This window comes from Nocardia sp. CA-128927 (assembly GCF_050955855.1).
Taxonomy (GTDB): Bacteria; Actinomycetota; Actinomycetes; order Mycobacteriales; family Mycobacteriaceae; genus Nocardia.
This window is the reverse complement of sequence record NZ_CP192087.1, coordinates 609,396-622,008: the sequence shown is the minus strand read 5'-3', so window position 1 is coordinate 622,008 and position 12,613 is coordinate 609,396. Positions and strand designations below refer to the sequence as shown.

The 12,613-nt window shown below is 67.8% G+C and carries 11 protein-coding genes; 2 read left to right on the top strand and 9 right to left on the bottom strand.

The genetic code is table 11. The features are described 5' to 3' along the window. Positions 1-260: 260 nt before the first annotated feature. Positions 261-467 (bottom strand): cold-shock protein, encoded by a 207-nt coding sequence (locus ACQPW1_RS03055; protein WP_011206895.1) that lies wholly within the window; start codon positions 465-467, stop codon positions 261-263. A gap of 436 nt (positions 468-903) precedes the next feature. Here ACQPW1_RS03055 and ACQPW1_RS03050 point away from each other — a divergent pair, with 436 nt between their 5' ends. Then, positions 904-3,270 (top strand): DEAD/DEAH box helicase, encoded by a 2,367-nt coding sequence (locus ACQPW1_RS03050; RefSeq protein WP_433661262.1) that lies wholly within the window; start codon positions 904-906, stop codon positions 3,268-3,270. Positions 3,271-3,582: 312 nt separating this feature from the next. Here ACQPW1_RS03050 and ACQPW1_RS03045 read toward each other — a convergent pair whose 3' ends face one another. From ACQPW1_RS03045 to ssd, 7 genes are all read right to left on the bottom strand, one after another. Then, positions 3,583-4,188 carry an Rv3654c family TadE-like protein gene (locus ACQPW1_RS03045; RefSeq protein ID WP_433661261.1) on the bottom strand — a complete coding sequence of 202 codons (606 nt, stop codon included), beginning with the start codon at positions 4,186-4,188 and terminating at the stop codon, positions 3,583-3,585. Between the two features lie 76 nt (positions 4,189-4,264). Further along, positions 4,265-4,579: a TadE family type IV pilus minor pilin gene (locus ACQPW1_RS03040; RefSeq protein WP_433661260.1), complete on the bottom strand. Its 315-nt coding sequence runs from the start codon at positions 4,577-4,579 to the stop codon at positions 4,265-4,267. 62 nt (positions 4,580-4,641) lie between these two features. Continuing rightward, positions 4,642-4,827 (bottom strand): DUF4244 domain-containing protein, encoded by a 186-nt coding sequence (locus ACQPW1_RS03035; protein WP_433661259.1) that lies wholly within the window; start codon positions 4,825-4,827, stop codon positions 4,642-4,644. A gap of 269 nt (positions 4,828-5,096) precedes the next feature. Beyond that, positions 5,097-5,720 carry a type II secretion system F family protein gene (locus tag ACQPW1_RS03030; RefSeq protein WP_433661258.1) on the bottom strand — a complete coding sequence of 208 codons (624 nt, stop codon included), beginning with the start codon at positions 5,718-5,720 and terminating at the stop codon, positions 5,097-5,099. A gap of 726 nt (positions 5,721-6,446) precedes the next feature. Next, positions 6,447-7,238, bottom strand: coding sequence for a type II secretion system F family protein (locus ACQPW1_RS03025; RefSeq protein WP_433661257.1), 792 nt, complete (start codon positions 7,236-7,238; stop codon positions 6,447-6,449). A 157-nt stretch (positions 7,239-7,395) separates the two neighbouring features. Continuing rightward, complete coding sequence (locus tag ACQPW1_RS03020; RefSeq protein ID WP_433661256.1) at positions 7,396-8,580, bottom strand: TadA family conjugal transfer-associated ATPase; 1,185 nt, start codon at positions 8,578-8,580, stop codon at positions 7,396-7,398. A gap of 283 nt (positions 8,581-8,863) precedes the next feature. Further along, a complete protein-coding gene (gene ssd / locus ACQPW1_RS03015; RefSeq protein WP_433661255.1) occupies positions 8,864-9,976 on the bottom strand; it encodes a septum site-determining protein Ssd in 1,113 nt (370 codons plus the stop codon). A gap of 471 nt (positions 9,977-10,447) precedes the next feature. Between ssd and ACQPW1_RS03010 the strand changes: the two genes are divergently transcribed. Next, entirely contained in the window at positions 10,448-11,254 is an 807-nt protein-coding gene (locus tag ACQPW1_RS03010) for an HAD-IB family hydrolase (RefSeq protein WP_433661254.1), read from the top strand. A gap of 503 nt (positions 11,255-11,757) precedes the next feature. Here the strand turns inward: ACQPW1_RS03010 and ACQPW1_RS03005 are convergent. Continuing rightward, complete coding sequence (locus ACQPW1_RS03005) at positions 11,758-12,504, bottom strand: oxidoreductase (protein WP_433661253.1); 747 nt, start codon at positions 12,502-12,504, stop codon at positions 11,758-11,760. Positions 12,505-12,613: the final 109 nt, after the last annotated feature.

Below are 12,613 nucleotides of genomic sequence, written 5' to 3'. Positions count from 1 at the left end.
GGCAAGCGGGGACGACGGCTGGGCGTCGCCACCAGACACGTTTATACCTTGACGCTACGTGTGGCCGAGTACTTGCGACTGAACCACAGAGCGTACGCGCGTCACTGCGAATCAGTATGCCTTGTGTTGAGGCCCCGGCTGCGCCACGGCGTGTTCACAACGCTCTGACCTGAGTCGCATGGTGTGTCTTTACCCTAGATATAGCTCGTCCCCCACCTCCGGGTTACCGGCGGTGAGGGACGAGAGTTGGATTGCGTCGCTCAGCTGAGCGCGCGAACTCCGGTGGCCTGCGGGCCCTTGGTGCCCTGGCCGACCTCGAACTCGACCTTCTGGTTCTCTTCGAGGGTGCGGAAGCCCGACCCCTGAATTTCGGAGTAGTGGACGAAGACGTCAGCGGAGCCGTCCTCGGGCGCGATGAAGCCGAACCCCTTCTCCGCGTTGAACCACTTCACAGTTCCCTGTGCCATTCTGTTCCTTCTCTTTTCTTACCGGAACGGCGGACAACTGGGTTCGTCCACCGGGCCCGTTCCGACCGCTGTACTGTTGGTTCCCCCTGCAGGAAAGCACCAAGCACACCGTTCGCAACATAGATCCTGCTGACGGTTTGGACTTTGGATCCGACCCTCGAACACAGAAGCTTGCGACCAGGAACCAGTGAACCATGTCTTCGAGCAATTCAACAGTCGAGTTACCGACTATTTGCAAAAAAGTTGATCTTGCGAATGCGCAGGTGAGGGACACAATGCCAGAATCCAGACTTGAGGTTCGTTTGCCTCCCGATAACCGAGTGGGCGTATGGCAAACAGCCTGTGACCCAGGTCGCTATTTGGTATCGAATTGGCAGGTAGGGCTTCCTAACCGCGCACGTTTCACACTTTCTCAGCGTGTCGCGGCGCGCGCCGCATGAATCCGACGAACTCGACCGCCCGTACGGGACTCCCTAACGACCTCAGCTATGGGACATCGTTGCTGAATCGTGTCCTAGCCGGAGCACCTTCCGACGACCCTCGGCTAACCCATGTCGTAGAGCTACCGGCACGCGCCGCCGAGGTCACCACCTGGCCTGATTGGACATCGCCAGAAGTGATCTCGGCATTACTGGACACCGGAGTGGCCGCGCCGTGGAGTCATCAGACCCGCACCGCGGACCTCGCGTTCGGTGGCGCGCATGTCGTGGTCAGCACCGGCACGGCATCCGGCAAGTCGATGGGTTATCAGCTGCCGGTATTGACCGCGTTGCGTGAAGACCCACGTGCCACCGCTATTTATCTGTCACCTACCAAAGCACTCGGTGCGGATCAGCTGCGTGCCATCGGCGCGCTGACGCACGAGGGACCGCTGCGCGATATTCATCCAGCTACCTATGACGGCGATACTCCGGCCGAGATCAGGCAGTGGGTGCGGGCGAACGCACGCTGGGTTTTCACCAATCCCGACATGCTGCACGTGGGCATCCTGCGCTCGCATCAGCGCTGGGCACGGGTGCTCCGCAGGCTGCAGTACGTAGTAGTGGACGAGTGCCATGCCTATCGCGGCGTTTTCGGTTCCCACGTGGCGCTGGTGCTGCGCAGGCTGCGGCGGATCGCCGCGCGTTACGGCGCCGACCCGGTGTTCGTGCTGTGTTCGGCGACCACGGCGGAGCCAGCGGCCGCCGCCTCCCGGCTGATCGGGGCGCCGTGCGTCGCGGTCACCGAGGACGGGTCGCCGCAGGGGCCGCGCACCGTCGCATTGTGGGAGCCGCCCCTGCTCACCACGGTGACCGGCGAAAACGGCGCACCGGTCCGGCGGGCGGCCACCACGGAGGCCGCGCGGATCATGGCGGACCTGGTGGTCGAGGGCGCGCGGACGTTGACGTTCGTGCGGTCGCGGCGGGCCGCCGAGCTCACCGCGATGGACGCCCGGCGGCTGCTGAGCGAGGTCGATCCGAGCCTTGCCGAGCGCGTTGCCGCCTATCGGGCGGGGTATCTGGCGGAGGATCGGCGCGACCTGGAGACGGCGCTGTCGGACGGTTCGCTGCTCGGTGCGGCGACCACCAACGCGCTCGAACTCGGGGTCGATATCGCCGGGCTCGATGCCGTGGTGATCTGCGGTTTTCCCGGGACCGTTGCGTCGTTCTGGCAGCAGGCGGGGCGGGCGGGGCGACGTACCCAGGGGTCGTTGGTACTGCTCGTGGCCAGGGACGATCCGCTGGATACCTATCTTGTGCATCATCCGGAAGCGCTGCTGGAGAAGCCCGTCGAGGCCACCATCACCGATCCGCGCAACCCCTATGTACTGGGTCCGCAATTGCTCTGTGCCGCGTTGGAACTGCCGCTCACCGATGTCGAGGTGGACGAGCTCGGTGCTCGCGAGGTGCTCACCGGCCTGGCCGAGAAAGGGCTGATCAGGCGGCGGGTGGGTGCCGAGGGCCGGGGGCGTTGGTATGTCACCGCGGAGACGCAGCCGCACGACGCCATCGATGTTCGTGGCGGGATCGGTACGCCGGTCGCCATCGTCGACGGGGAGACCGGCAGATTGCTCGGCACCGCCGATGCCGGGCGGGCGCCGGCGACGCTGCATCAGGGTGCCGTTCATCTGCATCAAGGCGAGACCTATGTCGTCGATGAGCTGGATATCGAGGACGGCGTCGCGTTCGTGCACGCCGCCGAACCGGGGTGGACCACCAGTGCTCGGGCGGTCACCTCGATCGCCATCGACGAGATGACCGACGAACGCCGCCACGGCCACGTGATGACCGGGTTGGCCCAGGTCAGGGTGACCAGTCAGGTGATCGGTTATCTGCGCACCCTGGTCACCGGCGAGGTTCTCGACATGGTCGAACTCGATATGCCCGAGCACACGCTGCCCACCAGGGCGGTGCTGTACACGGTGAGCCCGGAGTTGTTGGCGCTGGCCGGAATCGACGCGGCGGACGTGCCGGGCGCGTTGCATGCCGCCGAGCACGCGGCGATCGGGCTGTTGCCGCTGGTGGCGACCTGCGACCGGTGGGATATCGGCGGGGTCTCCACCGCCGAGCATCCGGACACCGGGCTGCCGACGGTGTTCGTCTATGACGGCCAGCCGGGTGGGGCGGGGTTCGCCGAGCGCGGGTTCGCCCAGCTGCAGCGATGGCTGTCGGCGACCCTCGCCGTCATCGAGTCCTGCGCCTGCACTGCGGGGTGTCCGTCCTGCGTGCAGTCGCCCAAGTGCGGGAACGGGAACCACCCGCTCGACAAGGCCTGCGCCGCACGGTTACTCACCGCGGTGCTGGCCGAGCTGTCCGTCAGGTGACGGCGCGGAGCTCGGTTCGTGACGATGCCGAGCTCCGCGTGTGATCAGTTATCGTCCTGACCTGCGGGATCTCCGTCGAAGCCCGGCGGTGCGCTGGCGGACCGCGGTCCGGGCGGCCGGGTCGAATAAAGAGGAATGGTTTCAGGTTAACTGCGCTATTGCCACATCGTCGTCTGCGTACATGCGCATTCATTCCATTCTTTATCCGCATACCTGCGGACAATTGTGCCGTCCGAAATTATTTGGCCAGGGCATTTACCGATTTCCGCTACTCGAGACAACGCGCGGAGTGTGTCCGCACTTAGGTTTCTCTCAGTCTTCAACGGGTCCGGCCCGTGCGACAGCGCGCACCATGCGGACTCCTAACAGACCTATTGGTACATTCCTGTTAACAATCACAGTTGCGTCCCACTCCGCGACTGCGCACCCTTCCATCTGCGCACCCATCCGCCGGACAACCTCACCGGCCGCGCGACATCCCGCATCAACCCCCTCGGCCAATCCCCCGGCCGCCGCGAGTGCCGCCAAGTCCGCCGCCGCCTGCGCCCGATGCCGAGTGACAACCACCACACCCACCTGGCCGACCATCAACGTCGCCGCGATGAGCCCGGCCAGCGCGAGACACGCAAACACTGTCGCCGCGCCGGTGTCGGCCCGCAGCCTGATCACCGCGCCCGCCATCCGCGCAGACCCACTGCCACGATGCGAGCGGCGGCGCCCAGGCCAGTGACCCGGAGCGAGCTGACCGATACTCGAGCAGTGCTGTCGTCCGTGAAGCGCCTGGTGAGTACGGCGGACCGCGCCGGTCGTCGAGTTCGCCATCCGAGTGGCGGACGAGGTCAGCCGCATGGGCGTGGTGGAGCCGACGCTGTGGGCGCCGCTGCCACCGCCCGACGGCCGCTCCGTCGATCCACTCACGGCTCCGCCTAGCTGACGCACGATTCCGTCGTTTGCACCGGCACATTGCGTTGTCGGCCCACTCATCGCCGCTCGCTCATGGTGCCGTTCCAGGTTCGCGGGATGCGATGGCATCGGCATGGAGTGTCAGTAGGGGTAGGAGTGGGGTGCGGGTGGTGACGCGGGCGATTACGTGGTTGCCCTCGGTGCGGACCGAGATGTCGGCGGCCGGCGGTGCGACGCTGCGGGCGGCGGCGATCGCGTTCGCTTCGTCGCCGCGGGCGGACAGGCGGGCCGCCTCGCGAGCGGCGTCGACGCAGCGAACCTGTGTCGACGCCGCCAGCAATGCTCCGACGCACAGCACGACCGCGACGACGAGGGTGGCGAGGGCGATCGCCGCCTCTACCGTCACCGAACCGCGATCGTCATCGATAAGCGTTGCACCACAACGGCTTACCTTGCACGACCGCGCTATCAGACGGCGGTGTTGAGGGCCCGATCGATAATCTTCGTGAGCGCGTTCACGATGCTGTCGCCGGTCACCACCCCGTACAGAACGGCTCCGAACGCCGCTGCCGCGATGGTGCCGATCGCGTACTCCGCCGTGCTCATTCCGTCGTCGGCCATCGCCGCGTGCATGATTCGCAAACGCAGCTCCATATATACAGCCCCCAAGCCGTGGATTGCGTGGCTCGTCGTTCGCTCGATTCGCACCTGATTCCCCTCTCACTTCATCCTGCGCGGCGGATCCGCGCGGGCATGTTCCGGTGGGCACCGCGGTCCGCGTGTACACGGCTCCGGCCGCGCCCATGACGCGCTCTCTCACGACCCACCTCGCTGAACCGCGGCTCCGTCAGGCAAGAGGGCGCACTGTGCGGTCGATTCGCATCGCCGATGGTCACTGATGCCCGCGCCGCGCTGAGGCCCGCTCACAGCAGTCCACCCCCAAGCACTCGGCCAGCCAGGCCGATCACAACGGGGACGATGCCGAGGCAGACGAATGCCGGTAGGAAGCACAGGCCGAGCGGGCCGCCGATCAATACCCCAGCCCGCTCCGCACGTGCAGCGGCAGCATCCTCGACCGCAGCCCGGCGCTGTTCGGCCAGCTCCCCGACCGCGACCGCCAGCGAGGCGCCCGACCGCGCCGACCGTCGCGCCATCCGCGCCAACGACTCGACCTCCTCGGCACCCGGACGCCCGGCCGCGTCTGCCGCCGCTCGCTCCCAAGCCGTTGCGGCATCCGCCCCGAGCGCAAGTAGGTCCGCAGCCCGGCGCAGCGCCTCCCCCAACAGTTCCGGCGCACCGGGCGCCACCGCTCGCGCCGCACCCGCCATCGGCAGCCCGGCTCGCAGACACGCGGCCAACAGGTCGAACACCGACGCCGATGCGAGCGGATCGAGCTTCTCCTTCGACGCGGGCACGGTGACTCGCACCAGCTCCGGCTCCCGAAGCGCCCGCAGTCGCCGACTCACCGCCACCCGGCCGGGCAACAGGAGCAACGCAACCGCAAGCAGCAAGGTCGGCAGCACCGGATACCCCACAGCCACCTCCACCCTGAACCTCCTCACACACGCCATTGCCCGAATGACCCTTGAGCGCTGGACAATTCGGATCCGCAAAGGTCAGGTCTGCAGTACGCACCGAATCCACGCCCGCATGGCCGAACGCGTCACTCGCTCGCCGACACCGCCCCCTTTGCCCTAACCCACCGCCGTACTTGCCATACGCGCGGCTTGCAAACCTTCCGTCCGACCACATCGTCCAACCGCGAGCAAACCCTGACGGCGCATCGGAAAACCTCAGCGCCGCAACGAAATCTGCCGAACGAGGCGCACCACAGTGCTGGACATGTACGCGATCACCAGGTCCCCTGTCCGACCGCGTCGACCGACCTTGGACACGCTGCTCGGCTTCAGAAAACCTCAGCGTCCGAATACCCGCGCACCCGGTCTCGGCACAAGACCACCTCAGCGCCGTAATGGAATCCACCGAACGACGCTCACCCCAGTGCTGGCCCAGTGCGCCGTCAGCGGGCCAGTCGTCCGACGGCGCTGGCCAAGCATGTGGACGCCGCGATCTTGCATCGGAAAACCATGGCGCCGTAGACGAATTCGCCGACCAGGGTCTTCCAGAGTGCCGGACTGGACAGTCAACGGGCCTCTTACCCGACCACGTCATCCGACTACTGGCAGGCTGCGCGACACCGGAAAACTGAAGCGGCGTAGTCATATTCACTTGCCGCATGTTGACTCGATCACGCGTGAGGCAACGAGGTCGGTTCATACGAGCACCTTTCGGGTGATGACATCGGTCCACAGCAGGCCGGCGCAGTCTAGGGCGGCACCGAGGGGGAGCAGGAGCGTGCCCGCTGGTGAGGCGAAGAGGACGTGTAGTGGTGCGGCGCCCATCAGTTGGCCGAGGCCGATGCCGAGGAGGGGCAGGGCGGCTAGGACGGTGGCGGTTGCGCGGGCGCCGGCGAGGGCGGCGGTGGTGCGGCCGTGGAAACGGATGCGGCCCACAAGGTCTGTGCGTGCGGCGGACAACAGTTCGGCGAGGGCCAGGCCGTGCTGCTCCGCGACCTGCCATGCGTCGGCGATGCGTGACAGTTCGCCGGCGACGATGGAATCCGGATGGCGCAGGCCCCCGGCCGCGGAACCACCCAACCTGCTGCGCCCCGCACTCACCGCGAAAGCCATGGCGGATTCGCCCCGCGCCTCCCCCGCCGCGGCTTCGGCCGCCGCGCTCGGGTGCGCGCCGACCCGCAACTCCCCGATCACCGCCTCCAATGCGTCCAGCAGATGGACACATTCGACGTTCCTGCGCCGATCCCGGCCCGCCCGCCGAACCCGGAACCCCACGGTCCCCGCCACCATCGCCGCTGCGAGAAACGGGCCGAGCCCGAAGACCAACACAGCCACGACACCACCACAACCAACGAACCGAAGTACCTTGTCGCGCCGCACTTTTCCGGTAACGATCGGCTCCGCGAACAGACCGTCGAATCGACGACGCGAAGTCGAAGCAGGCGCCGCAAGCAGTGCGAGCGCAAGACACGTCAACGCCGCGCTCATCGGCTGACCCACCCGCCGGGCCGAACACCAGCGCCACGAGACTGCCGCCTCCGCATGTGCGCTGGCAGCGTGAAGATCTGCTCGCAGCGTTGGCGGGGACCGTGCGATTCGACCAGATCGCACAATGGTTTCGGGGCCGCGCCAGTCCGTCGGGCGATCATCGGTCGAGCCTTTCGTCGAGGAGCCGGGCCAGATCCCGGGCAGCGGGAGCCGGGGCGGATGCGTGCCAGGCGGGAGCGATGTGCACGCGGCCGTTGTCGTTTCGGTGGACGAGCCCGATTTCGCGGAGCCCTCGCGAGCCGTCCGCGCGACGGTGCACATGCAGGACGACCTGGACAGCGGCGGCAAGTTGACTGTGCAGGGCGGCGCGGTCCATTCCGCCCAGGGCCGCAAGGGCTTCCAGGCGGGCAGGCACTTCCTGTGGCGAGTTCGCGTGGACTGTTCCGGCGCCGCCGTCATGACCGGTGTTCAGCGCAGTCAGCAGGTCGACGACCTCGGCGCCCCTGACCTCGCCGACGACGATCCGATCCGGCCGCATGCGCAGCGCCTGCCGCACCAGGTCGCGAACGGTCACCGCGCCGACGCCCTCGACGTTCGCGGTGCGCGCGACGAGTCGCACCACATGCGGATGCGGCGGTGCGAGTTCGGCGGCGTCCTCCACGCACACGATCCGCTCGCTCGGACCGACCTTGGCGAGCAGACCGGACAGCAGCGTCGTCTTGCCCGCGCCGGTGCCACCGACCACCAGAAACGCCAATCGCGCCTGAATGATCCGCTCCAGCAGCCGCTTTGCGTCAGCCGGTACCGCACCCGCGGCAGCCAACGCGTCCAGGCCCTGGGTGGCGGGCCGCAACACGCGCAGCGACAAGCAGGTGCCACCGTGCGCAACCGGCGCGAGCACCGCATGCAGTCGCACACCGAACGAATCACCCAGCGCCGCTCCGGTTCCGGACAGCCTGCCGTCCACCCACGGCTGTGCGTCGTCGAGCCGCCGTCCGGCCGAGAGTGCCAACCGCTGCGCAAGCCTGCGCACCGCCGCCTCGTCCGGAAAGGTGATCGACGTCTTCTCCAGACCGTGCCCGCGATCTATCCACACCGCATCCGGCCCCGTCACCAACACATCAGCAACCTGTGGATCGTGCAGCAATGGCTCGAGTACGCCAGCCCCGGTCATCTCGGTCTGCAGCAGACGCAACGCCCGCAGCAGATCCGTGTCCCCGAGCACCCCACCCGCCTCAGCCCGAATAGCGGCCGCTACCTGCGCTGGATCCGGATCCCCCGCTCCCCCGGACAACCGCTCCCGCACCCGATCCAGCAACTCCGACGTCACCAACGCGCTCATCGCCGCCCCCGCTCCGCAGCGTCACCGGCACGATCCACGGTCACGCAGCGCTCATCGGTGATGTGACATCCGCGCCGATCGCGCGCCATCCACAGGCTCGGCCTCTCGCCGTGCGGGTCTACCGATCGTTGATCCATCACCGCCGCTGATCCGACGGAGTTCGGCATACACAGTGCAAGTTCCTGTCCCCAAGCCACACTCGGCAACCACGCCGCTCCGATATCGATCGACAGTCGGTTGCGCCACTGCCACTGACAGCCATGCGGACCTCCACACTCGGCTCTCATCTCCGCTGCCCCGCAGGCGCGCTCAACACATCGAGCACCGCATCGGCCGCATCACGCAGCGGTCCACGGCGGTGCACGGTCAGTCCGCCGCGTTCCAGGCGGCCCGCCAGACCGGATTGGGCGCGGACGGCGGCGAGTAACGGGAGGTCGAGCACCTCCGCGACCTCCGGACCGCGCAGACCGCCCGGGGCGGGGCCACGGACTATCAAGCCCTGGTTCGGGTTTCGGCGGCCGATGTGGGCGGAGACGGCCTCGGCGGCGGCGATGGCGCGCAACCGCGCCGGGACGACCAGTACGACGAGGTCGGCGGAGTCGAGCATTTGGTCGGCGTGTGGGCCGCGTTCGCCGGATATGTCGCAAATCACCAAATCGCCTGCGGCACGGCCTGCTTCGATGACGGCGCGCACGGCGGCTGGTCCGATCTCGCGTGGCAACCGGCCCGCACCGCAGCGGCCGCAGGCCAGTACCGCCAAGCCTGGTGCGGCGGTGGGCAGGGCGGAGTGCAGGGCCGCGGCGGAGACTCTGCCGTCTTCGACGACCAAGTCCGGCCAGCGCAGTCCGGTGGTTGTTTCGATGCCGAGCAGCAGGTCGAGGCCGCCGCCGAGTGGTGCGCCGTCGACCAGGATGGTGTCGCGGCGGAACTGTTCGGCGGCGGATCGCAGTGCCAATGCGGCGGCGAGCGTGGACGCTCCGGCACCTCCGGCGGCGCCCGCTACAGCGACCACGACACCGTCTCCGGTGCGGTGTTCGCCGTACTCAGCAAACATCTCGATAAGTCCCTCGGCGGCACCGGGCAGCGCGATGACGCGCTCGGCGCCGACGGCCGCAGCGGCTTGCCAATCGAGCAATTCGGGTTCGCCGTCGGTGACCAGCACGACGCCGACTCGGCGCAGATACCCGGCTTCGGCTGCCGCTCGCGCCGTGAGTGTGTCCAGGATCACCAGTGGCGCCCCGGTCCACGCGTGCCTGCCGACGGGCAGCGCGCGTTCGTCTAGGCCGCGCTCGGCCGCTGCGGCGACGCGGCGTACTTCGTCGCGCAGCCGGGGGTCGTGCAGGAGCACGAGTGCCGGTGGCGGGCTGCTGTTGTCCGGCGCCACTTCAAGATTCATGCGGCCGAGCGTGGCGGAAATCGGGCGAGGGCAGAAGAGGCGATGCGCCGATTGTGGATAACTCGGGGGTGTGGAGAACTTTTGCGTGCTGCGGCGCGGGATTCGAATGCGGCCGAGCGGGACGCGAACCGTCCCTTGAATAGAGGACGGCCCCAGCCGGGGGGGGAGGAGGCTGGGGCCGTCGGGTTCAGCCCCGGGGGGTCGGGCTGAACGCGCCTGGACCATGTCCAGGTGCCAGCAATACTACACCCAAGCCCCGCCCACAACGCAAGTCTGTCGCGGCAGAAGTTTACGGCGATTACGGGCCCCGCGGCTGCGGGGCAAACTCCCCGCTCGCGGCTGCGGACGCGGTCCGGAAACTGGCACGGACGACACCCGCCGCGGTCCCCAGAGAGTCCCCAGTTCCGCACCGCGCGGCACCCGCGCCGAGCACCGCCCGATCGGGTGCCGCTGTACGCCTATGCTGGTCGGGTGGACTCACCCACCGCGGACGGACGCGTCGCCGCCTTCTTCGATCTCGACAAGACCGTGATCGCGAAATCGAGCACGTTCGTTTTCAGCAAGCCCTTCTACGCGCAAGGCCTGTTGAACCGCCGCGACGTGCTCGAAAGCAGCTACGCCCACTTCCTGTTCATGCTGTCCGGCGCCGACCACGACCAAATGGAGCGGATGCGCGCCCATCTCACGAACATGTGCGCCGGGTGGGACGTGGAGCAGGTGAAAACCATTGTGGCCGAGACACTTCACGAGTTGGTGGATCCACTGATCTACGCTGAGGCGGCCGATCTCATTGCCGACCACAAGATCCGGGGCCACGACGTGGTGATCGTGTCGGCGTCGGGCGAGGAGATCGTCGGACCGATCGCGGAGGTGCTCGGCGCCTCGCACACCGCGGCCACCCGGATGGTCGTCGCGGACGGCAAGTACACCGGCGAGGTCGAGTTCTACTGCTACGGCGAGGGCAAGGTCGCCGCGATCGAAAAGCTCGCCGCCAGTGAGGGTTACGATCTCGCGCGCTGTTACGCGTATTCCGATTCGGTGACGGATCTGCCGCTGCTGAGCGCGGTCGGCCATCCGACGGCGGTCAACCCGGATCGCAATCTGCGCCGCGAGGCGGCCGCCAAAGGTTGGCCGATCCTGACGTTTTCGAATCCGGTGTCGTTGTGGGCCCGCTTCCAGGCGCCCTCGTCCACCACCCTTGCCGCTACCGCGGTGGTCGGCTTGAGCGCGGTCCTGGCCGGCGCGATCAGTTATCGATTGCTGCGCCGCCGCAGCTGAGCCTTAGCCAACGCGCTTTACTCGGCGACCCGCGCTGCTCGAGCGGAAGCGGGGTGCTTGCGGAAGAGGTTTGCTGACCGAACGCGGAAGAACTCGCGACCAGGCATTGAACCACGAAACGCCGATCGACACGCCGAATACTGAATGTCTTCCCAGCTATTGATGTGAGGGCCGTCACAGGGTAGAAAGGTAACTACGGAAGGTCGGAAGGCCAAGGCAGGACCGGAAGAGAAGGTTCAGTCTCCCAGCCCATCCTTCCCAGCACGGGCACCAGGCACCCACGCGGAGCGCGCCGCGACAAGGGCAGAAGCGTTGTGGGCCTGCGAAATCCGGGTCTTCGTCGGCGAGGGCCTCGCACAGGTTGCGGGGATGAACCGCCGGAGTTCGGACTATCGCCGAGGCCGCAAGAACACAACCCACCCAGCACGCTTGGTAACCGGGTAGTCCGTGCTACGCGGGCGGCGAGGTCGGCAACGACAACGCCGCCCGTTTTGATGTGTGGGTCAGCCCGACGCCGAATCGGCGATCGATGTCGCTTCCCGAGCACCGTCCTCCAGCGCACCGCAGCACAGCATCACCCAGCCGCCGACCGCGTCCGCGGCACCGCTCCCGAATGCCGCCGCGGCATCGAGATACGCCTGCCGCCGCCGCAGCCAGAAAACCTCGGGCACTCCCAAACTGTGCGGGTCCAGCCCACTCGACACCGCCACCAGCCGCGATGCCGCCCGCGCCACCACACCGTCGGCGGTCCCGAACGGCCGCAGCGCGAGCAGCTCCCCGTGCACCACCGCCGCGATCACCGGCGCGGGCGCACTCGACCCGTGCACCGCCTGCACCAGCAGATCGAGCCGCTCCGCCACACCGTCATCCGCGCGCGGCCTGCCGAGCGACTCCTCGTCGGCAACGAGATCGGCTGCGGCGAGCAGATGCAGCCGGGCCAGCGCCTGCAACGGTGCCCGCTGCCAGGTGCCCACCAGATTGCGCAGCGCATCACTGTCCAACGCCTGCCCGACCCGCAGCGAACCGGCCAGAATCGGATCCCCGACCTGGCCGTCAGCGGGAAGCTCGATGCTGCCGCCGTCGATGGCAGCGGACGATCGAGCCGCGCGTACCGCGGCCTCAGCCGCCGTGGTCGGCCACCCGCGCCGATTCGCCTTGTGCCGATGCACCTCGGCGAGCGCGTCACGGGCACGGTCGGCGGCGGCGCGAACACCGGGCAGATCGACGAGAGGCTGTAGCGGATCGGTCACGGCTTACGAGGCTACTTGCGTCCGTGCGGCCGCCGAACCCAGCCCGTTCCGGAGCCCCCTGCGCTATGGCCGCCGGAAACGCAACGGCCACCCCGACCCGCTGGGTCAG